The organism is Streptomyces sp. NPDC002467 (assembly GCF_042889825.1).
In the GTDB taxonomy this organism is placed as follows: domain Bacteria; phylum Actinomycetota; class Actinomycetes; order Streptomycetales; family Streptomycetaceae; genus Streptomyces.
Genome location: NZ_JBIARJ010000022.1, coordinates 38,031 through 60,987, shown reverse-complemented (window position 1 = coordinate 60,987; position 22,957 = coordinate 38,031). Strand labels below are relative to the sequence as shown.

21 protein-coding genes are annotated in these 22,957 nt (G+C 73.9%); 10 read left to right on the top strand and 11 right to left on the bottom strand.

Features of this window, described 5'->3' with window-relative positions:
• Window positions 1–47 precede the first annotated feature (47 nt).
• Both ACFYYJ_RS34415 and ACFYYJ_RS34410 read left to right on the top strand, forming a co-directional pair.
• The gene (locus ACFYYJ_RS34415) at window positions 48–1,043 is read left to right on the top strand and encodes a hypothetical protein (protein WP_385129855.1); all 996 of its coding nucleotides are present in this window, start codon (window positions 48–50) and stop codon (window positions 1,041–1,043) included.
• A 180-nt stretch (window positions 1,044–1,223) separates the two neighbouring features.
• Window positions 1,224–2,084: an esterase/lipase family protein gene (locus ACFYYJ_RS34410; protein WP_385129843.1), complete on the top strand. Its 861-nt coding sequence runs from the start codon at window positions 1,224–1,226 to the stop codon at window positions 2,082–2,084.
• Here the strand turns inward: ACFYYJ_RS34410 and ACFYYJ_RS34405 are convergent.
• On the bottom strand, window positions 2,081–3,106 hold the full coding sequence (locus ACFYYJ_RS34405) for a lytic polysaccharide monooxygenase (RefSeq protein WP_385129845.1): 1,026 nt from the start codon (window positions 3,104–3,106) through the stop codon (window positions 2,081–2,083). The two genes, ACFYYJ_RS34410 and ACFYYJ_RS34405, sit on opposite strands and share 4 nt — an antisense overlap.
• A gap of 339 nt (window positions 3,107–3,445) precedes the next feature.
• Here ACFYYJ_RS34405 and ACFYYJ_RS34400 point away from each other — a divergent pair, with 339 nt between their 5' ends.
• The 3 genes from ACFYYJ_RS34400 to ACFYYJ_RS34390 are packed head-to-tail and all read left to right on the top strand — an operon-like array spanning window position 3,446 to window position 8,718.
• Entirely contained in the window at window positions 3,446–4,384 is a 939-nt protein-coding gene (locus ACFYYJ_RS34400; RefSeq protein ID WP_389138087.1) for a serine/threonine protein kinase, read from the top strand.
• Window positions 4,385–4,390: 6 nt separating this feature from the next.
• Window positions 4,391–6,601, top strand: coding sequence for a serine/threonine-protein kinase (locus ACFYYJ_RS34395; protein ID WP_389138085.1), 2,211 nt, complete (start codon window positions 4,391–4,393; stop codon window positions 6,599–6,601).
• A 23-nt stretch (window positions 6,602–6,624) separates the two neighbouring features.
• Window positions 6,625–8,718 carry a protein kinase gene (locus ACFYYJ_RS34390; RefSeq protein WP_389138083.1) on the top strand — a complete coding sequence of 698 codons (2,094 nt, stop codon included), beginning with the start codon at window positions 6,625–6,627 and terminating at the stop codon, window positions 8,716–8,718.
• A 14-nt stretch (window positions 8,719–8,732) separates the two neighbouring features.
• Here the strand turns inward: ACFYYJ_RS34390 and ACFYYJ_RS34385 are convergent, their stop codons facing one another.
• Complete coding sequence (locus ACFYYJ_RS34385; protein WP_385129847.1) at window positions 8,733–9,218, bottom strand: DUF402 domain-containing protein; 486 nt, start codon at window positions 9,216–9,218, stop codon at window positions 8,733–8,735.
• Window positions 9,215–10,156: a GNAT family N-acetyltransferase gene (locus ACFYYJ_RS34380; protein WP_389138081.1), complete on the bottom strand. Its 942-nt coding sequence runs from the start codon at window positions 10,154–10,156 to the stop codon at window positions 9,215–9,217. Before ACFYYJ_RS34380 ends, ACFYYJ_RS34385 begins: the two co-directional genes overlap by 4 nt.
• A gap of 70 nt (window positions 10,157–10,226) precedes the next feature.
• Between ACFYYJ_RS34380 and ACFYYJ_RS34375 the strand changes: the two genes are divergently transcribed.
• Window positions 10,227–10,613 carry a GntR family transcriptional regulator gene (locus ACFYYJ_RS34375; RefSeq protein ID WP_384748371.1) on the top strand — a complete coding sequence of 129 codons (387 nt, stop codon included), beginning with the start codon at window positions 10,227–10,229 and terminating at the stop codon, window positions 10,611–10,613.
• 258 nt (window positions 10,614–10,871) lie between these two features.
• On the opposite strand, the gene ACFYYJ_RS34370 is transcribed toward ACFYYJ_RS34375, so the two are convergent.
• A complete protein-coding gene (locus ACFYYJ_RS34370) occupies window positions 10,872–11,963 on the bottom strand; it encodes a DUF5925 domain-containing protein (protein WP_389138079.1) in 1,092 nt (363 codons plus the stop codon).
• A 263-nt stretch (window positions 11,964–12,226) separates the two neighbouring features.
• Here ACFYYJ_RS34370 and ACFYYJ_RS34365 point away from each other — a divergent pair, with 263 nt between their 5' ends.
• Window positions 12,227–13,033: an SGNH/GDSL hydrolase family protein gene (locus ACFYYJ_RS34365; protein ID WP_389138159.1), complete on the top strand. Its 807-nt coding sequence runs from the start codon at window positions 12,227–12,229 to the stop codon at window positions 13,031–13,033.
• Here the strand turns inward: ACFYYJ_RS34365 and ACFYYJ_RS34360 are convergent.
• Entirely contained in the window at window positions 13,003–14,595 is a 1,593-nt protein-coding gene (locus ACFYYJ_RS34360) for a serine/threonine-protein kinase (protein ID WP_389138157.1), read from the bottom strand. The genes ACFYYJ_RS34365 and ACFYYJ_RS34360 overlap by 31 nt on opposite strands.
• Before the next feature lie 366 nt (window positions 14,596–14,961).
• Between ACFYYJ_RS34360 and ACFYYJ_RS34355 the strand changes: the two genes are divergently transcribed.
• A complete protein-coding gene (locus ACFYYJ_RS34355; RefSeq protein ID WP_384591384.1) occupies window positions 14,962–15,231 on the top strand; it encodes a hypothetical protein in 270 nt (89 codons plus the stop codon).
• A 58-nt stretch (window positions 15,232–15,289) separates the two neighbouring features.
• Here the strand turns inward: ACFYYJ_RS34355 and ACFYYJ_RS34350 are convergent, their stop codons facing one another.
• The 3 genes from ACFYYJ_RS34350 to ACFYYJ_RS34340 all read right to left on the bottom strand — a co-directional run bounded on the left by ACFYYJ_RS34350 (window position 15,290) and on the right by ACFYYJ_RS34340 (window position 18,348).
• Window positions 15,290–16,510 (bottom strand): CaiB/BaiF CoA transferase family protein, encoded by a 1,221-nt coding sequence (locus ACFYYJ_RS34350; protein WP_385129030.1) that lies wholly within the window; start codon window positions 16,508–16,510, stop codon window positions 15,290–15,292.
• A gap of 81 nt (window positions 16,511–16,591) precedes the next feature.
• On the bottom strand, window positions 16,592–17,383 hold the full coding sequence (locus ACFYYJ_RS34345; RefSeq protein WP_385365499.1) for an ABC transporter permease: 792 nt from the start codon (window positions 17,381–17,383) through the stop codon (window positions 16,592–16,594).
• Window positions 17,380–18,348 carry an ATP-binding cassette domain-containing protein gene (locus tag ACFYYJ_RS34340; protein WP_385129032.1) on the bottom strand — a complete coding sequence of 323 codons (969 nt, stop codon included), beginning with the start codon at window positions 18,346–18,348 and terminating at the stop codon, window positions 17,380–17,382. Before ACFYYJ_RS34340 ends, ACFYYJ_RS34345 begins: the two co-directional genes overlap by 4 nt.
• 73 nt (window positions 18,349–18,421) lie before the next feature.
• On the opposite strand from ACFYYJ_RS34340, the gene ACFYYJ_RS34335 reads away from it, so the two are divergent.
• The gene (locus tag ACFYYJ_RS34335) at window positions 18,422–19,150 is read left to right on the top strand and encodes a TetR/AcrR family transcriptional regulator (RefSeq protein ID WP_385365503.1); all 729 of its coding nucleotides are present in this window, start codon (window positions 18,422–18,424) and stop codon (window positions 19,148–19,150) included.
• Window positions 19,151–19,349: 199 nt separating this feature from the next.
• Here ACFYYJ_RS34335 and ACFYYJ_RS34330 read toward each other — a convergent pair whose 3' ends face one another.
• Window positions 19,350–20,516: a type ISP restriction/modification enzyme gene (locus tag ACFYYJ_RS34330; RefSeq protein WP_385365508.1), complete on the bottom strand. Its 1,167-nt coding sequence runs from the start codon at window positions 20,514–20,516 to the stop codon at window positions 19,350–19,352.
• A gap of 102 nt (window positions 20,517–20,618) precedes the next feature.
• Between ACFYYJ_RS34330 and ACFYYJ_RS34325 the strand changes: the two genes are divergently transcribed.
• Window positions 20,619–20,786, top strand: a complete 168-nt coding sequence (locus ACFYYJ_RS34325; RefSeq protein WP_385129034.1) for a hypothetical protein — start codon at window positions 20,619–20,621, stop codon at window positions 20,784–20,786.
• Window positions 20,787–20,808: 22 nt separating this feature from the next.
• Here the strand turns inward: ACFYYJ_RS34325 and ACFYYJ_RS34320 are convergent, their stop codons facing one another.
• Window positions 20,809–21,558, bottom strand: coding sequence for a GntR family transcriptional regulator (locus tag ACFYYJ_RS34320; RefSeq protein ID WP_385129035.1), 750 nt, complete (start codon window positions 21,556–21,558; stop codon window positions 20,809–20,811).
• 45 nt (window positions 21,559–21,603) lie between these two features.
• Entirely contained in the window at window positions 21,604–22,926 is a 1,323-nt protein-coding gene (hmgA, locus tag ACFYYJ_RS34315; RefSeq protein WP_389138074.1) for a homogentisate 1,2-dioxygenase, read from the bottom strand.
• Between the last annotated feature and the right edge of the window lie 31 nt (window positions 22,927–22,957).

Sequence of the window (22,957 nt, the reverse complement as noted above, 5' to 3'; positions counted from 1 at the left end):
CTTCCTCGCGGGCGGCGGCAGGGCGGGCGGCGGTCGGCAGGGCCGTCATGTGCCTGCGGCTGCGGCCCGTCGGCGGGGGACCGCTCGGGGCCGAGGCGTACGCCGGTGTGCTCGCGCTGCTCGGCGGGTTGACCCCGGCCGTGCAGGCGCTGCCGCCCGACGCCGCACTCGCCGATGTCCGGGGCGCGCTGCGCTACTTCGGCTGTGACGCCGACCGACTGGCCGCGGTGATCCGGGTGCGGGCCCTCGCGCTGTACGGGGTGGACGTCGCCGTCGGCGTGGCCGGCAATCCCATGCTGGCCCGGGCGGCGGCCCGCGAGGCCCGGCCCGGGGGGACCCTGCTGATCCCCGACGAACCCGCCGCCGTGAGGGAGTTCCTCGCCGGCAAACCCGTCGGCGCCCTCGACGGGGTCGGCCCCAAGGTCGCCCGCACGCTGTGCTCCTACGGTCTCGACTCCGTCGGCCGGGTCGCCGCCGCACCGCCCGCGGCACTGCGGCGGATCCTCGGGGCCCGGCTCGGGCGTGAGGTGCACGAGCGTGCCCTGGGCATCGACCCGACCCCCGTCCGGCCGGGGTCGGCCGCCCGGACCGTCGCCGCCGAGCGGGCCTTCGACCTGGACGAGCTGGATCCCGTACGGCACCGGCGGGCGCTGCTCTCGCTGACCGAGGAGCTCGGCGCACGGCTTCGTACACAAGGGCCGGGGGAACGGGGCCGGGGCCAGGTCTGCCGGACCCTCTCGCTCACCGTCCGCTGCGCCGACCGCACCACCCTCACGCGCACCCGAACCCTCGGCGAACCCACCGCGCACACCCCCACCCTGACCGCCACCGCCTACGCCCTCTACGAGGGCCTCGGCCTCCAGCGGGCCAGGGTCCGCGCGCTGTCCCTGCGGGCCGAGGACCTGGGCCCGGCCGAAGGGGCCGCGCGGCAGCTCAGCCTCGACCCCGAGGACGACAAGGCCCGCCGGCTGGAGGCCGTCACGGACCGGCTCCGCGCACGCTTCGGACCGCACGTCATCGCGCGGGGCACGCTCGCGGCATGACGGTGGCGTGACGGCGCTGCCACAGAAGGGCGTTCGACACGCGAATTTTTACCGACGCGTAACTTCCAACTCTTGCTACTCGCCCGTAATTTAGCGGCAGCAGCTCCCCCCTTGTGATCCGGATCACGGGACGAACCCCCACGCCCCATCCCCTTGAGTCGAACGCAAGGAGATCACACGATGCTGCCCTGGAGACGACTGCTCCGCCAGCTGGCCGTCCTCACCCTCACCGCCGCCGCGCTCGTCGGCCCCACCGGCGTCGCGCAGGCCTCGACGGCTCCCACCAGCGGCTGGAACAACTGGTCCTGCAAGCCCTCCGCCGCGCACCCGCGCCCCGTCGTGCTCGTGCACGGCACCTTCGGCAACTCCTGGGACAACTGGCTCGGCCTCGCCCCGTACCTGGTGAACCGCGGCTACTGCGTCTACTCCCTCGACTACGGGCAGCTGCCCGGCGTACCCCTCTTCAACGGGCTCGGGCCCATCGACAAGTCCGCCGGGCAGCTCGCCGTCTTCGTCGACAAGGTGCTCGCCGCCACCGGCTCCGCGAAGACCGACATCATCGGCCACTCGCAGGGCGGCATGATGCCGCGCTACTACCTGAAGTTCCTCGGCGGGGCCGGGAAGGTCAACGCCCTGGTGGGGCTCGCCCCCGACAACCACGGCACCGACCTGCTCGGCTTCACCAAGCTGCTCCCGTACTTCCCCGGAGCCGAGGACCTGATCACCACCGCGACCCCGGGCCTCGCCGACCAGATCGCCGGCTCCGCCTTCCAGCAGAAGCTGAACGAGGGCGGCGACACGGTCCCCGGCGTGAAGTACACGGTGATCGCCACCAAGTACGACGAGGTGGTCACCCCGTACCAGACCCAGTTCCTGAGCGGCCCGAACGTCCGCAACGTCGTGCTCCAGGACCTCTGCTTCCTGGACCTCTCCGAGCACGTCGCCATCGGACTCACCGACCGGATCGCCTGGCACGAGGCGGCCAACGCCCTCGACCCGGCACACGCGGAACGGACCACCTGCGCCTCGGTCTTCGACTAGCGGCCGTGGCGGCCCGTCGTCGGGGAAGTACGGCGGCGGGCCAGCCCGAACAGCACGGCCGCACCCACGGCGAGGACACCGGCCCCGACGACCGCGATCACCGGGGTGGCGCTGTTGCCGCCGGTCTCCGCGAGGTTGTGGGCGGCGCGCGTCGGGACCGGTGCGGCGGAGGCGGGGACGGGGGTCGAGTTCCCGTTCGTCTTCGGGTCGTTGTCGCCGTGCCCGTTGTGCTCCACAGTGGACTTGTCCGCCCCGTCCGCGATCTGCTGGTCCGTCGGCGCCGAGGGGGCCGCGGTGGCGCTCGCACTGGCCTTGGCCGTGGGCTTGGCGGTGGCCCCGCCTGCGTTGCCGCCGTTACCGCCGTTGCCCCCGTCACCGCCGTCGTCCTTGCCGAAGACGACGTCCGAGCAGGTGTAGAAGGCCTCCGGGCTGTCCGAGCGCTGCCAGATGCTGTAGATCAGGTGACGGCCGGACTTCTTCGGGACGGTGCCGGAGAACACGTAGTCACCGTTCTGCATGCCGGGGTCGGTGACCTTCGCGAACGGAGCGGGCTCCAGGTCGGACCACTTCAGCGGCTGCGACGGGTCGTACCCGTCCTTCGTCACGTACAGCTCGAAGGAGCCCTTGTGCGGGGCGGTCCCCTTGTAGCGGAAGGTGTGCGGGCCCGCCGTCATCGGGCTGGCCGGCCAGTCGGCGCGCGCCAGGTCCAGGCCCTGATACTTGTCGTTGCCGGCGGAGCACAGCTGGCCGTTGGGGATCAACGCCCGGTGGTTACCGGCCGCGTTGGCGATGTTGACGGCGTTCCAGTCGTAGAACGCCTGGGCCCCGCTCGCCGCGACGGCGGCCTTGCACGCCGCCGACTTGGGCGACTCGGGCCCCTCCGCGTAGCACGCCGCCACCCGGCTGACCGGGTCCGTCATCGAGCCGTGCGCGGCCGCGGGAACCGCCGAGTACGCCGCCACCGCGAGCGGGACGAGGGCGACGCCGGCGATGCGGGTCACGGTACGGGGGCGTGCGGGCATGGGTGGGCCTCCTTAGGGCACAAGGCAGGGATGCGCCGGCGGAATCGGGCTCGGCGGCGCCGCCCCCCGGCGGCGCCACATCGGGCCCTTCCTGTCCTGGCCCCGCCAAGCTAGCCCCCCGGACCACGGCTTTCGCCGGATCCGGGGGGCTGCGGAGGATCTTTAGGGTCCGCTTAAGGAAGCGGTAAGCGGGGGCCAAGGAAAGGGGAGGTGGAGGCCGGGGAAGGGGGCAGGCGGGGGCCGGGGACACGGGCCGGCGGACCCCTCCGCTCGGGCGTTTCCGGGATTCCGCGTAGGCTGCCGGTGGATCATCGCGGACCGGGGGAGGGGAGGGCGGGCATGGAGCCGCTGCGCCACGACGACCCCCTGCGGACCGGGCCCCACGTCAATCTGGGCCGGCTCGACGCCGAAACCGAACGGGCCGTACCCGTGCGCCGGTTCATCGCCCGCAGTGCGGACGGCGACCGTACGTTCCTCGCCTGCCTGCCGCGCGCCGACGTCGACCCCTCCCGCTGGGCCGTGGAGGCGGAAGGGGCCCGGCGACTGTCGCTCCCCGGGTTCCTGGCGGTCGAGGAAGTGGGCGGCACTGCCGAACTCCCCTGGTGGACGGCGCCGTACGTGCCCCTCCTCCCGCTCCCCGCCGCCCTGCGGGCCCACGGCGGGCCGCTGCCCGAGCCGTTCGTACGGGGCCTGGGCGCCGCCCTCGCCCGGACGCTGGCCGGCGCCCACGCCCAGGGCGTGACGCACGCGGGGCTGTCCCCCGACGCCGTACTGCTCACCCTCGACGGCCCCCGCCTGAGCTGTTTCGGCGCGGTGCGGGCCGCCGCCCCCGACGGCGAGCCGCGCAGCGGCCTGCCCGGCCTCGACTCAGGCTGCCTCGCCCCGGAACAGGCGGCCGGCGGACGCCCGCGCCCGCTGGGTGACGTGTACGCCCTGGGGGCGGTACTCGCCTACGCGGCAACCGGGCACACCGTCCCCGAAAGCGGCGAACTCCCCCCTTACCTGCGTGAACCGGTCACGGCGTGCCTCTCCCACGACTCCGGGAGGCGTCCGGAGGCGCACCAGGTCCTCGCCCTCCTGGAGTCGGGCACGGGCACGACCGCGGCACACCGGGCCACCGTCCTGGACCCAGCAGCGCCGATGCCGCTTCCGGCGCCCGTGGTCGCCGAGCTCGCACGCCGGTCGGCGCGGGTGCTCGCGGCCGAACTCCCGCTTTCTGCACGCCCCGTTCCCGTTCCTCCTCTTCCCGTTCCGCCCGTTCCCGTTCACCTGGACTGACGGCTGATGCTCTCCCCGCTCACCCACGACGACCCGCACGGGCTCGGCACCTACCGCCTCATCGCCCGCCTGGGCAGCGGCGGCATGGGTACCGTCTACCTCGCCCGCTCGGCCACCGGCCGTACGGCGGCACTGAAGACGATGCACGCCCACATCGCCACCGACCCCGCCGTCCGCACCCGCTTCCGCCTGGAGGTGGACGCGGCCCGCGTCATCGGCCCCGTGCACGGCGCCCGCGTCTTCGACGCCGACCCGGTCGCCGAAACCCCCTGGCTGGCCACCGAGTACGTGCTCGGCCCGCCCCTCGACGAAGCCGTCTCCGCCGCGGGACCGCTCCCCGAGCCCGCCGTACGCGCCCTCGGCTCCCTGCTCTGCGCGGCGCTGGCCCAGCTCCACGCCTCGGACGTCGTCCACCGCGACCTCAAGCCCTCCAACATCATGATCACGGCGGACGGCCCCAAGGTCATCGACTTCGGCATCGCCCGCGCCATCGGCGACGACCGCCTCACCCGCACCGGCACCGCCGCGGGCACGCCCGCCTTCATGTCCCCCGAGCAGGCGACCGGCCGGGAACACACCTCCGCCGGGGACGTCTTCGCCCTCGCCGGCGTCCTCACGTACGCGGCCACCGGGCACGGGCCCTTCGGCAGCGGACAGCACGCCGACCTCCTCTACCGGGTCCGCTACGCCGACCCCGACCTCACCGGAGTCCCCCCGGCCCTGCTCCCGGTCCTGGCCGGCTGCCTCGCCAAGGACCCCGCCGACCGCCCCACCACCACCGAGCTCGCCGCCCGCCTGGACGCGGGCCAGGGCAGTTTCGCCGACCGGCTCCCCGAGCCCCTGCTCATGGAGATCGCCCGCCGCGCCGGAGGCGTCTGGCAGGCCCGGCCCCACCGCCTCCCGGCCCCGCCGGAACACGAACTCGCCGAAACCTTCCCGAGTGGCGGCCCGGTGAACGCCTCCACCGTGGCCACCCCGGCCGGCCTCTCCCGCCGCAGGCTCCTCACCCTCGGGGGCGGTTCCGTGCTCGGAGTCGCAGCGGCCGGCGCCGGCGCCTGGGCCTGGTCGGCCCGTCGTGACACCACGGCCCCGAAGCCGCCCGCCACCTCCGGGGAACCCGCCTGGGACCTGCTCTGGCAGGTGCAGACCAGCTCCGCCGACCCCGTCGTTCCGCCCGCCGCGCTCGTCCTGGACGGACTGGTCGTCGTGGGCCAGTACGGCGCACAGGGCCTGGACCCCGCGACCGGAGCGGTGAAGTGGGGCGGCCCCGGCGGCTACTTCATGCACCGGACCGCCACGGACGGCAAACGGATCCACACCGTCGAATACACCATCGAGGAAGGCGATCCGCTCAGGGTCTCCACGGTCGATCCGGCCACCGGGAAGTCCGGAGCCCCGTTCGCCGAGCCGGCGGACCTCAAGGGGATCCTCTACGGAACCCAGCTGCTCTGCGCGACGGCCGATGCCGTCTACCTGGCGGGGGGCCGGGGCACGCACGCACAAGGTGCCTTCGCCAAGGACCAGAAGTGGTTCCTGCTGGCCGTCGACGTCCGCTCCGGCCGCAAGCTGTGGGAGGTCCCGCTCCCCGCCCGCCCGGACAAGTCCACCCGCCTGCACTTCCTGTCCGCCCGGGCCGTGGGCGAGTACCTGGTCCTCGTACGGCAGTCCGCCGACGGAGAACCGAGCCTCGCCGTGCACGACGCCCGGACGGGCAGAGCGCTGTGGAACCGGCCGCTCCCCGGCGAACAGCCGGCCTTCACCCGCGCCCAACCGGCCGTCGACGGCACGCACGTGTACCCGGCGGCGGGTGGACTCGCCGCGCTCTCCCTCGCCGACGGCAAGCAGGCATGGCGCTTCGAAGGGCAGAGCCCGGCGGCCCGCTTCGGCCCGCCGGCCGTCAAGGACGGCTTCGTGTACGCGGTCGAGGAGGGCCGAGGCATGGTCGCGCTCGACGCCGCGAACGGCACGCAGCGGTGGGCGGAGAAGGCCCGCGAGGTCCCGGCCGAGGACCTCGACACCCCGCCCGCCGTCGGGATCGCGCACGTGTACGCGCACAGCAGGGCCTCGTCCGGACTGCTCGCCGCGGACATCCGGACCGGCGCGGTGTCCCGACCCTTCAAGGCAGCCAAGGCGCGGTACTTCGCCCACCCGTCCGCCCGGCGGCTCATCGCCGTCGGCGAGCAGGGCGAGTACGCCGCCGCGTATCCCCTCGACTGAGCTCACAGAAAGCGCCACACGCCATGAAGCCCCTGGAATCCGGCGACCCGATCCGGCTCGGTCCGTACCGCATCCTCGCGGTGCTCGGCGAAGGGGGCATGGGCAAGGTCTACGTCGGCCAGGACGGCGAGGGGCACCCCGCAGCCGTGAAAGTTCTGCACCCCCACCTGACGCACGACCGGAACCTCACGCAGCGCTTCGTCCGCGAGGCCCTGATGGCCACGACGGTCACCGGCGGGTCCGTGGCCCGCGTCCTGGACGCCCGGACCGAGGGCGGGCGCCCGTGGATCGCCACCGAGTTCCTGACCGGGCCGACCCTCGCGGACGCCGTACGCGCCCACGGGCCGCTCGGCGAACCGGCGGTCCGGGCCCTCGCGGCGGCACTCGCCCACGCGCTCCGCGACATCCACGCCGCCGGCCTCGTCCACCGGGACCTGAAGCCCGCCAACATCGTGCTCACCGCGACGGGCCCCCGCGTCATCGACTTCGGCATCGCCCGCCCCGAACACGGCCTCACGCTCACCGCCACCGGCCAGGTCCCCGTCACCCCCGGCTACGGCGCGCCCGAACAGGTCCTCGGGCAGCGCGTCGGCCCTGCGGCCGACGTCTTCTCCCTGGGCGCCGTCCTGGTCTTCGCGGCGAGCGGGCAGCACGCGTACGAGGGCACACACGTCGCCGCCGTGCAGTACGAGGTCGTCCACGGCGAACCCCGCCTCGACCGGGTCGCGCCGGGCCTGCTGCCCCTGATCGGCCCCTGCCTCGCCAAGGACCCGGCGGAGCGGCCCCGGCCGGAGCAGATCGTCTCCTCGTCCGCCCCGCTCCGGGGCGCCGAACGCGTCTGGCGGCAGGGCCCGATCGGGCAGGACATCACGACCCGCGCGGACAGCCTCCACCAGCTGACCACGGTGCCGGGCGCGGTCGCACCGCGCTCCGTGTCGCGGCGGCGCCTGCTGACGGGCCTCGCGGTCGGCGGAACCGTGCTCGCGGCAGGCGGTGGTGCCACCGCGTGGTGGATGCGGAAGGGAAGCGACCCCTTCGACGTCCCTGCGGCCGTCCGGACCCCGGAGGCCCGCGTCCTGGACCCGAAGAAGGGCGACTACATCCTCGGGGAGACCCCGAAGGAGCTCTGGAGGGTGCCCTCGGCAGTCGCGGAGGAGTCACCCGCGCCCCTCCCCGTGCGCGACGTCGTCATCGTCGGAGCGCCGAAGGGCGGGATCGCCGCGCGCAGCGTCGTCGACGGCACGCTCCGGTGGTCGGTGCCGGACGTGGTGGCCGCCAACCGCTACCTGTCCCTCTCCGACCGGCTGGTGGTGGCCACCGACGCGGACGGCACCCTCACGACGTTCGTCGCCTCGACCGGCGAACCCAAGTGGACCTCCCGCGCGGAGGCCGCCTCCCTGCTCGCCGCGGACGACGAGGCCGTCTACCTGATCACCAAGGACGGGCGGGTGCGCGCCGTCGGCCGGTCCGACGCCAGGATCCGCTGGACGGTCGGCATCGACGCGCAGCTCGGGACGAAGGCGGCGTCGCGCGGCCTCGCGGCCGAGGGCCGGCTGGTCGTCACGGCGGCGGACGGGGCGGTCATCGCCCTCGACACGGCCGACGGCCGCAAGGTGTGGGAGCGCCGCGGGCAGTCCGATGAGGGCCGGGCCAAGGTCGCCCTGTCCGGGCGCTCCCTGTGCGTGACGGGGAAGACCCTCACCGCCGTCGACGTCGTCGACGGGAGGGACCTCTGGTCGGCAGGGAACCCCGCACCGCAGAACGGCGCCGCGGTCTCCTGGGGCCCCGCGACCATCCACGGCGACCACGTCTACGCGACCGTCCAGAGGACCCCCGTCCGCCTCGCCCTCCGTACCGGCAAGGGAACGGACTGGGCTTACCAGGGCCTCTTCGAATGCGACCCGCCCAGCCCGCTCGTCGTGCAGGGCAACGGTTTCTGGTCGGTCACCGTCGACCGGACCGAAGGAGGGATCAACGTCATCGACCTCTCGTCCGAGAACCGGCCGCCGTGGGTGTTCCGCGTCGTCAAGAACCCCGACCGCTACTGGATCACGGGCGACGCGAACCGAGTGTTCCTCCTGGACGGCACCTCCCTCGGCGCCCTGCCCGTCTTCTGAACCGGCGGCACCCGCTACCCGAGCAGCGCGGGCAGACCCGCCGGTGTGCGGGCCTGCTCGTCCAGGGTGTCGAGGGCGCGGACGGCCTGGGCCGCGGCCTCCGGGTCGCTGGTGGCGAGACCGCTCTCGGCGAACTCGTCCTCGTCCAGGCGCAGTACGGAGCTCCCGTCCGCCGAGACCCACAGGTCGAGGTCCAGGTCCTCCACCGTGATGACCCCCTCGCGCACCACGGCCGGGCGCGTGACGTCGCAGTACCAGCCCTTGAGGACGCCGTCGCCGGTCCACACCTCCTTGACCGCGTACCAGCGGGTGCGCCAGAAGTGCTCGACGAACACGTCGCCCGGCTCGAAGCGCACGAAGCCGAAGTCGCGCACGCCCTCCGCCGCCCAGGGGGCGCGTACGGAGATCCGGTCGCCGTCGTCGGCCACCTGCGCCGCCGGGTAGCGGATCTTCTCGCGTCCGGCCTTGACCAGTGCCACGGTCAGCTCCTGCACGCTCACTTCGTCTCCAGTTCCTTCGCGTAGCGGGTCTCTGTCACGCGGATCTCGTACCCGAGCCGCCTGTTGACGGCGAGCATCGGACGGTTGTCGGTGTCGTTGCCGGTGAGCGCCTCCGTGTAGCCGGCCGCGCGGGCCCGGTGCAGGGAGAAGGTCTTGGCGAGCCCGGCCAGTCCGCGGCCGCGGAAGGCGCGCAGGGTGCCGGTCATCCCCGTCGAGTACCGGGTCGCGCCGTCGGTGTGCACGGCGGTGAAGGCGGCGACCACCCCGTCGACCAGGACGACGGTGGTCAGCTCCTTGTCGAGGACGGGGTTGCGCCAGATGTGCCGGAGCCAGTCCTCGTAGTCGTCGATCTCGGTGCCCACGTCGCCCGGCTCGTCGGACGTGGTCTCCGCGTCGGCGGCGAACAGGGGGCGCGGGTCCTCGGCGAAGGCGGAGCCCGGACGGACCTCGACCCCGGCCGGCAGCACCTCCGGGAGCGGCGGCAGGACGGCCGCGGTCAGGTCGAGGCGCAGGAAGTACGAGGAGCGGCCGGGGCGGTAGCCGCGGCGCTCGGCGAAGGCGCGATGGGCGGGCTCGTCCATGACCCACGCGTACGTCTCCACCGCGCCCCGCGCGGCCAGGTACTCCTCGGCGGTGCGCAGCAGCAGGCCGCCCGCGCCGAGGCCGCGGTGGGAGGGGTCCACGTAGAGGTTGACCGTCGAGCGGCCGGGCTCGGGGCTGTCGTGGGCGAGGCCGACCTGGGCGGTGCCGATGACGCGGCCGTCGTCCGTCTCGGCGACCAGGACGCGGTAGTGGCGGGCCGGGTGGGCGGAGGAGAGCTCGAAGGCGATGCCTTCGGCGGTGTTCAGCAGGAAGGGCAGCGCGCGCCCGCGTACCCGTGCGACGGCTTCGGCGTCGGAAAGGTCTCCCGGGCGGAGGTCGCGGATCGATACGGTCATGCGGCCGACGCTACGTGCGGGGTGGACCGGTCGCCTCCCAATTAACCGGCGATGGTGGACAATCACCCGCGTGACCTCGACGAACCTGAAGATCACCATCGACGTGCGGACCGGCTCGGCCGCCCCGTACGAGCAACTGCGCGCGCAGATCGCCGACCGGGCCCGCTCGGGCAAACTGCCGGCCGGCTTCAAACTGCCGACCGTGCGGGGGCTGGCGGAGGAGCTGGGGCTGGCCGCCAACACCGTCGCGAAGGCGTACCGGGCGCTGGAGGCGGACGGGGTGATCGAGACGCGGGGCCGGAACGGGACGTTCGTCGCGGCGGCGGGCGAGGGCGCCGCCCGCGAGGCCGCGTCCGCCGCGCAGGCCTACGCGGACCGGGCGCACCGGCTCGGGCTGACGGAAGCCGAAGCCGTGTCTGCCGCCGCCGAAGCCGTCCGTGCCCGGTACGCGAAGTAGGTGCCGCGCCGCCGCGGGGGCTCCGCCCCCGAACGCCCGCGCCTCAAACGCCGGCGGGGCCGGATTTTGCCGACGTCCGCTGCAAGTGCGCGTAGCGCAACCTTGCGCCCGGGCGGGCCGGATTGCCCGGAGGGCAATTTCAGCCCCGCCGGCGTTTGAGGCGCGCCACCCCCAGCCCCGCCGGCGTTTGAGGCGCGGGGTACGGGGCGGAGCCCCGGCAGCCGGGCCGCAGCCGATGAACCGCCCGCCCGCCGGAGGCTAGAGGTACAGGCCCGCCTCCGACGGCGCCTGCGCCGGCAGCACCGCCGGGCCCGTGCCCCGCCGCAGGGCGAAGAGTTCCGCCAGGCTCGCGCCCTCGCGGGGCACGCCCTCGTCCGTGCCGAGCCAGTCCACCGCCTCGCGGTGCGTCAGCCGGCCGACCTCGATGCGCGCCAGGCACCGGCCCGGGCGGACCACCGCCGGGTGGAGGCGTTCGAGGTCCTCGTTGGTGGTGACGCCGACCAGGACGTTGCGGCCCTGGCCCAGGAGCCCGTCCGTGAGGTTCAGGAGCCGGGACAGCGCCTGCCCCGCCGTGTGCCGGGCCTCGCCGCGGATCAGCTCGTCGCAGTCCTCCAGCAGCAGCAGCCGCCAACGGCCCTTCGCCGTGCCCTCGTCCTCCCCGATCGCGATGTCCATCAGGTAGCCGACGTCGTTGAACAGCCGTTCCGGATCCAGTACGCAGTCCACCTGGCACCAGTCCCGCCAGGACCGGGCGAGGGTGCGCAGCGCCGAGGTCTTGCCCGTTCCCGGCGGCCCGTGGAGCAGCAGCAGCCGGCCCGCGATGTCGTCCGGGGTGACCTTCATCAGCCGGTCCATCGCCCCGGCCACCGGCGCCGTGTAGTTCGGCCGGACCTCCGCCCAGGTTCCGGCGGCGATCTGGCGGGTCGTCCGGTACGGTCCCCGGCGCGGGGACACGTACCAGAAGCCCATCGTGACGTTCTCGGGCTGCGGTTCCGGTTCGTCCTGCACGCCCTCCGTGGCATCGCCCAGCACGCTCTGCGCGAGTTCGTCGCTGACCGCCGTCACCGTGACGTCCGCGCCCCGGCTCCAGCGCGAGACGAGCATGGTCCAGCCCTCGCCCTCCGCGAGGGTGGCGCTGCGGTCGCTGTCGCGCGCCGAGCGCAGGACCTTGGCCCCGGGCGGCAGCAGGGTGGCGTCGGCCTTCACCCGGTCGATCGACAGGCTGTGGGAGTACGGCTGTTCGCCGGACGCGAACCGGCCGAGGAACAACGCGTCCACGACATCCGACGGCGAATCGCTGTCGTCGACATTGAGCCGGATCGGCAGCGCGTCATGCGGGTTGGCTGGCATGGCGCCCATGATCCGGCACGTCGTGCCCTCTTGCACCCGTGTTTCCCCGGTTCGGGTGGCCAAGTTCCCTCTTCAAACGTGCCGGACGTGAAGATTCGGCCCGGAATCCCACCCCGAACATTCTTGGCATGGACACTTCCAGAAGCCCCCGGCTCCTTGTACCACGGACTCAGCAGTAACTCCGCAGTAACTCCGGCGTGACAACCGCGTCATACCGGAGGAACCCCCACACCCCCCCACAAGGGAGCCGCACCCCCATGAGCATGAGAATGACGCGTTTCGCCGCCTTGACGTCCTCGCTGTTACTCGCAGCGGGGGCGGCCCTGTTCGGTGCGGGCCAGGCGGCCGCCGCGGCGCAGGCCGACTTCGGCTACGTCGCCCTCGGCGACTCGTACTCCTCCGGTGTCGGGGCCGGCAACTACGACGGCGCGAGCGGCAACTGCAAGCGCACCACCCGCGCCTACCCCGCCCTGTGGGCCGCGGCCCACGCCCCGCAGACCTTCTCCTTCGCCGCGTGCTCGGGCGCCCGTACGGGTGATGTCCTGTCCGGCCAGCTCGGCCCGCTCAACTCCGGCACCGACCTGGTCAGCATCACCATCGGTGGCAACGACGCCGGATTCTCCGACGTCATGACGACCTGTGTGCTCCAGTCCGAAGCCACCTGCGTCGCCCGCGTCAACCAGGCGAAGGCGTACGTGGACTCCACCCTCCCCGGCCAGCTCGACCAGGTGTACAACGCCATCTCCGGACGGGCGCCCTCCGCGCACGTCGTCGTCCTCGGCTACCCCCGCTTCTACAAGCTGAACGGCACCTGCGTCACCGGCCTGACCGAGGGCGAACGCTCCGCCATCAACGGCGCGGCCGACTACCTCAACGCGGCCATCGCCAAGCGCGCCGCCAACCACGGCTTCACCTTCGCCTCGGTCGCCGGCGCCTTCACGGGCCACGAGATCTGCTCGGGCGACGCCTGGCTGCACAGCGTCAACTGGCTGAACATCGGCGAGTCCTACCACCCGACCGCCGCCGGACAGTCCGGCGGCTACCTGCCCGCCTTCGCGAACGCGGCCTGACCGGCCACGGGATCCGCGGCCGCCGGGCTCGGTGACGGGCTCGGCGTCGGGCTCGGCGACGGGCCCGGACCGGGGGAGGAGGCTCCGCTCGTCGGAGCCTCCTTCTCGCAGGTCACGGAGATGTCCACCCACTGCGTGGCCACCTCCGCCGGCCCGCGCACCTCCAGTCGCACGGCGTCGTGCCACTCCGCGTCCGCCGCGTACGTCAGCTCGCCGTGCTCCAGCCGCCGGCTCCTCGGCCCGCCCGCCTCGTACGTGACGGACTGCCAGCCCGGACCGGAGCTCTTCCCGCTCCGCGTGGCCCACCGGTACTCCAGCGTCACCGGGGTGCGCTCCACCTCCAACGTGGCGGTGAAGGCGGGCGCCCGATCCGCGGGCGGCGGGCAGGTGCCGGTGTAGGCGGAACGCACGACGTCCACGTACGCCAGGACGTCCCGACCCGCCGCGCCCGACGGCGAGGCCGACGCGGACGCGGGAGCCGAGGCGGACGGCGTCACCGACGGCGTCGCCGTGGCGGCCCGCGAACTGCTCGTCGAACCGGTGGGACCCGCGCCCCGGCCGCCGTCCGTGCCCTGGCGGTCCTTCACCAGCAGCCACCCCAGCAACGCCAACGCCCCGAGCAGCACCACGATCCCGACGGCCAGCACGGCCCCGGCCCCGCTCCGCCCCACCGCCTCGGTCTCGGACGGGGGCGCGTCGAGCGACGGCCGCCGCCGGTCGGATCCGTCGTCGGGTCCGTGGTCGTGGTGGTGCGCGACCGCCGTCGGCGAGTCCGGCCCCGACACCGGCCCGCCCGAGGCCCGTACGGCCCCTCCCGCACCCACCAACCGCAGCATCCGGGCCGCGTCCGCCGCGGACAGCCTGGCGGCGGGGTCCTTGCGCAGCAGCCCTTCCAGTACGGGCTCCAACGGGCCCGCCCGGCGCGGCGGCGGCAACTCCCCGTCCACCACCGCCCGCAGGACGTCCACCGGGCTCCCGCCCCGGAACGGCGGCGCGCCCTCGACGGCGGTGTACAGCATGACCCCGAGCGACCACAGGTCCGACGCGGGGCCGGGGTCCTGCCCGAGCGCCCGCTCCGGGGCCAGGAACTCGGGGGAGCCGACCACCTCGCCCGTCATCGTGATCGCCGGGGAACCCTCCAGGCCGGCGATCCCGAAGTCGCTCAGCACCACCCGCCCGTCATTGGCGAGCAGGACGTTGCCGGGCTTGACGTCCCGGTGCAGCACCCCCGAGTCGTGCGCGGAGCGCAGCGCGGCCAGTACCTGTTCCCCGATGTGCGCGGCGCGCCGCGGGGCCATCGGCCCTTCGGCCTCCAGCACCTCGGAGAGCGAGAGGCCCCGCACCAGCTCCATCACGATCCACGGCCGGCCGTCCTCGGAGGCCACGTCGTAGACCGTGACGACCCCGCGGTGCGAGACGCGGGCCGCCGCCCAGGCCTCCCGCTCCAGGCGCCGGTACATCCGGGCGAGTTCGGCGGGCTCCATCCAGGCGGGCGCGAGCACCTCCTTGACGGCGACCTCACGGGCCAGCACCTCGTCCCGCGCCCGCCACACGAGTCCCATCCCGCCGCGGCCGATGGGTTCGAGCAGCCGGTAACGGCCGGAGACGACCCGATCGGAGTGCGATTCCCCACCCGCGTCACCCGGTCCACGCACGTTCCCAGCCACGCGAGCCTCCCATGCGTCATGAGGTGATCACTCCAAGTTAGCGCAGGGCGGGTGATGTGGCTCCTGTCGTGACGCGACTGGTGGCGGCCCGTTCCGAACTCGGCACATCTATGCGGAGAGTGACGGGTGACTCCGTTGAGTAATCGTCAACTCCCCGTCGCGATAGGGGTAATTCACACCACCGGGATACCCGAGGGCGTTGTGGGGGCGATAGGGTTAACCTGCCCGGGTCGGGTGCCCTTGTACGGGTGGGGAGAGATCATGGAACAGATAGCAATGCGCAGCAGGCCGCCACGCGTGCCTGCCATCACCTGCGGCAGCAGCGCGAGCAGCTCGCGCCTCGACCGCCACCTCGCGGTGCTGGGCGGACCCGCCCTCCCGCACCGGGAGACCGCCGAGGCGACGCTGCTGATGCGCGAGCTCACCTCCCGCGACCACACGCACCGCCTGCGGAGCCGGAGCGCGCGCGTCTCGCTCTTCGCCCCGCTGCGCCGTCTGCGTCGCACGCTCTTCGGCAGTCGCCGCTCGTAACTGCCCGTCCGTCCCCGCACCGCAGCCGTCGGCCGTCCCGGCCGCCGGTTCCCCGGCCCTACTCGAACACGCCCACCACACCGTCCCGGCGAAGGTCCGAGATCTGCGCGTCCGTCATCCCCAGGGCGCGCAGCAGGGCCCCGGTGTGTTCGCCCAGCGCGGGCACCGCACCCATGTGCGGTGCCGCGCCGCCCGGCAGCCCGATCGGCGGCAGCAGGGCCCGCAACGGACCGACCGGTGAATCCACCTCCCGCCATCGGTCCCGGGCCGCCAGCTGCGGGTGCCCGGCGAGCTGCGCAACCGAGTTGAGCCGCGCGCAGGCGATGCCCGCCGCCTCCAGTCGCCCGATCGCCTCGTCCGCGCCCAGCCGGCCCAGGGCCTCGGCCACCACCGCGTCGGTCTTCTCCCGGTTCACGGTGCGCGCCGCGTTCGTCGCGTACGACGGGTCCTCGGCCAGTTCCGGTCGCTCCAGCACCTGCCCGGCCAGCCGCCGCCACTCCCGGTCGTTCTGCACGGAGAGCAGCACCCGGTCCCCGTCGGCCGTCGCGTAGGCGTCGTACGGTGCGATCACCGCGTGCGCGAGCCCCGTCCGCACGGGCTGCTCACCACCGTGCATCGTGTGGTGCAGCGGATGCCCCATCCACTCGGCGAGCGCGTCCAGCATGGACACCTCCACCCTGCCCCCGCGCCCCGTGATGCCGCGGCGCAGCAGCGCGGCCAGCACCCCCGAGAAGGCGTACATGGCGGCCGCGATGTCCGCCGCGGGGATGCCCGCCTTGACGGGCCGCTCCGGGGTGCCGGTCACCGACACCAGCCCCGCCTCGCACTGCACGAGCATGTCGTAGGCCCGCTTGTGCGCGTACGGGCCCTCCGGGCCGTAGCCGGATACGTCCACGGCGACCAGCCGCGGGTAGCGCGCGCACAGCGCGGCCGAGTCGATCCCGAGGCGGGCGGCGGCCCCTTGCGCCAGGTTCTGCACGAAGACGTCGGCGTCCGCGAGCAGTCGGTGCAGGACCTCCAGGCCGCGCGGGTCCTTCAGGTCGAGCGCGATGGACTCCTTGCCGCGGTTGGCCCACACGAAGTGCGAGGCGAGGCCGTGGGCGGCGGTGTCGTAGCCGCGCGCGAAGTCGCCGCCGTCGGGGCGCTCGACCTTGATCACCCGCGCGCCGAGATCGGCGAGCTGGCGGGTGGCGAAGGGGGCCGAGACGGCCTGTTCGACGGCGACGACGGTGATGCCGTCCAGCGGGAGCGGTTCGGGTGCGGCGCTTTCGGTGTCCATGGCACCGATGCCTATCCCGTAGGACCCCGCCCTGTCACCCCCCTGGGGGCCCGGGGTCGGTCCGGCCCACCGGGGTCCGGGTCAGCCCGCCGCGCCCCTGGCGAACCGCCGGGTCGCGAGCGGCGCGAACACCGCGAGCAGCAGTACCGACCAGAGCAGCGCCCCCGCCACCGGGTGCGCGGCGGGCCAGGCGGCGCCCGGCAGGGCCTGCGCCCCGGCGTTCCCGCACAGGTCCCGTACGGCCGTGGCGACGGCGCTGATCGGGTTCCACTCGGCGACCGTGCGCAGCCAACCGGGCAGCCCGGCCGTCGGCAGGTACGCGCTCGACAGCATCGGCAGTACGAAGGTGGCGCTGCCGAGTTGCCCCGCCGCCTCCTCGCTCTTGCTGAGCAGGCCGAGGTACGTGCCGACCCAGGCGGAGGCGAAACGGAACAGCAGGAGCACGCCCAGGGCCCCCAGCGCGCCCGGCAGGCCGGTCTCGACCCGCCACCCCATCGCGAGCCCCACCAGCATCAGCGGCACCATCGAGACTGCGGTGGTGAGCAGGTCCGCCGCGGTCTGTCCGAGCGGGACGGCGGCGCGGCTCATGGGCAGGGTCCGGAAGCGGTCCATCACCCCGCGGTGGGCGTCCTGCGCCGCCGTGAACATGCCGGTCATCAGGCCGTTCGCGGCGGTCGCGGCGAGCAGTCCGGGCACCAGGAACTCGCGGTACTCGGCGCCCGGCATGGCCAGCGCGCTGCCGAAGACGTAGCCGAAGAACAGCAGCATCGTGATCGGCATGGTCTGCGTGAGGATCAGCAGGGCCGGGGCGTGCCGGGCCTTCTGCAGCTGACGGGTCAGGACGGCGCCGCCGTCGGACAGCAGGGTGCTCATGCCGCGTTCTCCTTCGGGGCCACGGGCGCGGGGATGCGGGTGAGGCGCAGGAACACCTCGTCGAGGGTGGGCGGGCGCAGGCTCGCGTCGGTGACGGGCACGCCCGAGGTGTCGAGTTCGCGGATGATCCGCGGCAGCGTCAGCCCCGCGTCGAGGACGGTCACGCCGACGGTGAGGCGCTCCTCGTCGAGCGCGGGCCGGCCGCCGGTGAGCCGGTCCAGGACGGCCGCCGCGCGGGGGAGGGCCTCCGGTCCGGCGACGGTGACCTCGGCGCGGGCGCCGATCAGGGCCTTGAGTTCGCCGGGGGTGCCGTTCGCGACGGCGCGGCCGCGGTCGACGACCGTGATGTCGTCGGCGAGTCGGTCCGCCTCCTCCAGGTACTGCGTGGTGAGCAGCACCGTGGTGCCCTCGGCCGCGAGTTCTCGAACCGCGCTCCAGATGTGCTCGCGGGCCGACGGATCCAGGCCGGTGGTGGGCTCGTCGAGGAACAGCACGCCGGGGCGGGTGATCAGCCCGGCGGCCAGGTCGAGGCGGCGGCGCATCCCGCCGGACCAGGTGCCGGCGACCCGGTCCGCGGCCTCGTCGAGCCCGAAGCGCTCCAGCAGCCCGTCGGCGCGGGACCGGCCGGCGGAGCCGCGCAGTCCGGCGAGCCGGGCGAAGAGCCGGAGGTTCTCGCGGCCGGTCAGGTCCCCGTCGACGGAGGCGTACTGCCCGGTCACCCCGATGGCGCGGCGGACGGCGGCGGGATCGCGGGTGACGTCGTGGCCGGCGACGAGCGCGCGGCCGCCGGTGGGCGCGGTGAGCGTGGTCAGGATCCGAACGGCGGTGGTCTTGCCCGCTCCGTTGGGGCCGAGGAGACCGCAGACCGTGCCCTCGGGCACGGCGAGGTCGAGACCGCGCAGGGCGTGGACGTCCCCGTAGTTCTTCTCCAGACCCTCACTAAGTACAGCGTACGTAGTAGTCATGTGCGGCACCCTACCCCACTACGTACGGTGTACGTAACTAAGATGGTGGCGAGACGACGAGGTGATCCGAGCGATGACAGCCGGCGGGCGACCCGCTGAACCCGAAGTGATCTGGTCCCGCCCGCAGCGGGCCGGTCGCGGCCCCAGGCCCGCGCACAGCCGCGAGTCGATCGCCGCCGAAGCGGTGCGCATCGCCGACGCGGAGGGGATCGAGGCCGTCTCCATGCGGCGCGTCGCCGCCGGGATCGGCGCCGGGACGATGTCCCTGTACAACTACGTGCCGCGCAAGGACGACCTGTACGAGCTGATGGTCGACGCGGTCAGCGGCGAGTACGAGTTCACGGAGCCGACCGGCGACTGGCGGGCCGACCTGCTGGCGCTGGCCCGCCAGACACGGGACCTGATGCACCGCCACCCGTGGCTGCCGGGGCTCCTCAGCCCCGTCCACGGTTTCAGCCCGAACGCGCTCGCGTACCTGGAGCACAGCCTGGAGTGCCTGGCCCCGCTGGACGTGCCGGACGGCGAGAAGCTGGAACTCGTCGCCGCGGTCAACGGCATGGTGTCCACGTACGTGGCGAGCGAGCTGGCACTGGCCGAGCGGGCCCGCTCCCTGCCCTGGAGCGAGGCCGCCGAAGCGGGCGCCCGGGCCGCCTGGCTCGGCTCACGGCTGGCCACCGGACAGTACCCGCGGCTGACCGCCGCCCTCACGAGCGCCCGGCCCGCCCCCGAACCGGGACTGGACATGGCCGCGGTCTTCGACCGGTCGGTGTCCCGGCTGCTGGGGGCCTGGGGCGGGGCGTAGGCCGCTTCGCGCCGCCCGGAGCGGTGTCGACGACGTGCCGGGAGCGGAGCGGACAGCGCGCTCGGCGCAGCCCGGGCGACGCGACCGGAGTGGCTCGGGCAACGTGCTCGGAGTGGCTCGGGCAACGTGCTCGGAGTGGCCCGGGCGACGTGCTCGGAGTGCCGCGGGCAGCGCGCTCGGCGCAGCCCGGGCAACGTGCTCAGAGCAGCGCGAACTGCCCGCCCGGGCCCTCCTCCTGGTGGTCCAGCACCGAGGCCGGGCGGCGCGCCCAACGCGGCGGCGGCAGCACCGCGGCCGCCCGGAGCGCGGCCGCGGACAGCGGCGGGCCCGGCTCGAACGCCGCCCGCTCCGGCGCCAGGTCCGCCAGCAGCGCCAGGGTCGTCACCAGCGCCAACAGCTCCGAGGTCCACGCCTGCGGCCACTGCCCCGGACCCAGCGCCACCAGCCCGTCGGCGTCCGCCGCCCGGTGCGCCACCCGGGCCGCGAACCAGGCCTCCAGCACCCGCACGCCCTGCGCCTCGTACTCCCAGGCCCCGGACGGCACGGGGGAGACCGTGCCCGAGCCGAGGCCCAGGGTCTCGCTCTCCGCGTCGTACGACAGTTCCCGCGGCCACGCCCCGACCGCCGAGCGGACGTACGGCCGGCGCCCGCCGGGCAGCCGGGGCGGCTCGCCGCCGCGCGCCCCGCGCAGCTGGACGGTGAGCATTCGGTGTCCCAGCTCCAGCCCGGCCCGCCAGCGCCCGGGATCGGTGGAGAGCGGGACCTCGTACCCCCGCGGCCCGGGGCGGCCCGCGGCGAGGGTCCAGCACAGCAGGTCCTCGGGGGTGACCCAGCCGCCGTACCGCTCGCCGAGCAGGGGGAGCAGCCCCGGGGCGACATTGGGCTCGGCGCCGCCCGGGCGCCGGTGCAGGGGCCGGATCCGCCCGAGCCGGCCGGCCGGGAGGTACGCGCTGACCAGCAGCTCGGGGGTCTCGACGGCGAACAGCTGGTGTTCGTCCAGGACCCGCCACAGCTCGGGGCGGGCCGAGTCGATGAGCCGCTGGTCGGGCAGGAGCCACTGCTCGTCGAAGGGCTCGCGGAGCACTCGTACGGGTTCCGGGCACGGGCCGGGCTCGTCCGCGAAACGGGCGGTGGCCGCCGAACGCTGCCCCGGCAGCGCGGCCGCCCCGGAGGCGGGAGTGCGCAGCCGGCTCGGGCGGAACAGCCGCTCCCGGTCGGCGCCTTCGGCACCGGTCAGGGCCGCCCAGCGGGCGCGCAGGGAAGCGGGATCGGGCGCGGCCACCCAGTCCCGGCCCAGGCGCAGGCCGCCCACGGACCAGGGCATCAGATCGTCCAGCAGCGGTACGTCTTCGCTCACGCCGCCGATGGTAGCGACGGCACTCGGCGGCCGGGCTCCGCCCAGGCCGAAGAGCTACGCTCCTTGTGTACGCGTATGACGTGTATGTATGGAATCGACCGAGGAGATGTCATGAGTCAGTACGACGAATACTCGACTCCGTCGCAGGCCGAGGGGGAGCGGCTCGACGAGGACATGGACGAGACCCAGATGCGGCAGACGCACCACCCGAAGACGACGCGCACCACGCCCTCCCAGGCCGAGGGCGAGCGGTCAGCGGAGGACGACGAGAAGCGGTAGCGCCGCCGCCTCGCGGAGGGTGTCAGTGCGCGTCGACCGTCACCGTGAAGGAGAACCGGTCGCCGCGGTAGCGGATCCGCGCCACGTCCACCACCCGGCCGTCCTCGTCGTACGTCACGCCCGTGTAGTGCAGGATCGGGCTGAGCAGCGGGACCTGGAGCAGCTCGGCCGTCTCCGGATCGGCGAGCCGGGCCTCGACCGTGTCCGTGATCCGGCTGATGCGCACCCCCACGACGTCCCGCAGCACCTTCGTCATCGGCCACCGTTCGAGATCGGCGAGCCGGACGGACTCGGCGAACTCCGGGAGGACCGCGTTCTCCGCCCAGTTGCTGGGCTCCCCGCTCTCGCGGTCGTGGCGCAGCCGGCGGTACGTGACCACCTCGGGGGTGTCCGGGAAGTGCTCCAGCAGCTCCCCGGACACCGCCGTCCGCGCGTGCCCGAGGATCGTCGTGCGCTCGCCCGACTGCTGGGCCACGATCGTGTCGACCGAGCCCAGCAGTCGCACCGGGGCGGCCCGCCGGGCCCCCGGTTCGATGAAGGTGCCGCGCCGACGGTGCCGGCTGATCAGCCCCTCGCCCTCCAACTCCTTGAGCGCCTGCCGCATGGTCAGCACGCTCACCCCGTAGTGCTCGGCGAGCTGCTCCTCGGTGGGCAGCCGCAGGGAGGCGTCCGGCGTGCGCCCGAGTATCGAGGCGCGCAGCGACTGCGAGACCTGGTACCAGAGGGGAAGTTTCCGGTTCAGGACCAGCGAGTCGGGGGCGAAGGCGGTCACGGGTGGGGTCTCCGTAGGGCTGACAGGGGTGGTGTCCTGCGCATATTAGGCGCGGAAGTGGCGCTGGAGCCCCTGCCAGACGTCGTCGTATCCGCGCTGGAGGTGGTCCGCGCCGGCCGCCTGGGCGGTGGCGGTGATCGGCCAGCGGGTCTCGAACATGAAGGCCAGACCGTCGTCGATCTTCTGCGGCTTCAGCTCGGCGGCGCTCGCCCGGTCGAAGGTCTCCCGGTCCGGGCCGTGCGCGGACATCATGTTGTGGAGCGAGCCGCCGCCGGGGACAAATCCCCCCTTGCCCGCAGCCTTGGCGTCGTAGGCGCCCTCGATCAGGCCCATGTACTCGCTCATCACGTTGCGGTGGAAGTAGGGCGGGCGGAAGGTGTCCTCGCCGACCAGCCAGCGCGGGGCGAAGACCACGAAGTCCACGCCCGCCAGTCCGGGGGTGTCGGTGGGCGCGGTCAGCACGGTGAAGATCGACGGGTCCGGGTGGTCGTAGCTGATGGACCCGATCACGTTGAAACGGCGCAGGTCGTACACGTACGGGACGTGCGTGCCGTGCCAGGCGACCACGTCCAGCGGGGAGTGGTCGTAGGTGGCCGACCAGAGGTTGCCGCAGAACTTGTTGACCACCTCGGTCGGGCGCTCGACGTCCTCGTACGCGGCGACCGGAGCCCGGAAGTCCCTTGCCGCGGCGAGGCCGTTGGCGCCGATCGGGCCCAGGTTCGGCAGCTCGAAGGGCTGGCCGTAGTTCTCGCAGACGTAGCCGCGGGCGTCGTCCTCGAGGAGCTCGACGCGGAAGCGGACGCCGCGGGGGATCAGGGCGACCTCGCCGGGGCCGGCGGAGAGCAGGCCGAGCTCGGTGCGCAACAGCAGGCCGCCGCGCTCCGGGACGATCAGGAGCTCGCCGTCGGAGTCGCTGAAGACCCGGTCGGTCATGTCGGCGTTGGCGGAGTAGAGGTGGACGGCCATACCGGTGCGCTGGGTCGCGTCGCCGTTGCCGCCCAGGGTCCACAGGCCGGCCAGGAAGTCGGTGCCGGGGGCCGGGGCGGGCAGCGGGTTCCAGCGCAGCCGATTGGGGTCCGGGACGGTCTCCGTGAAGGGCGCGGTGCGCAGGGCCCCGTTGTCGACGCGGGCGAAGGGCGGGTGCGCGGCCGAGGGGCGGATCCGGTAGAGCCAGGAACGGCGGTTGTGGGTGCGGGGCTCGGTGAAGGCGCTGCCGCTGAGCTGCTCGGCGTACAGGCCGAGAGCGGCCCGCTGGGGCGAGTTCCGGCCGAGCGGAAGCGCGCCCGGCGCGGCCTCCGAGCTGTGCTCGTTGCCGAAGCCGGTGAGGTACTCCAGTGCCTCGGCCGTCTTCCTGGCCTGCTCGCTCATCTGCTGCTCCCACTCCGTCGAAGGAATCCTA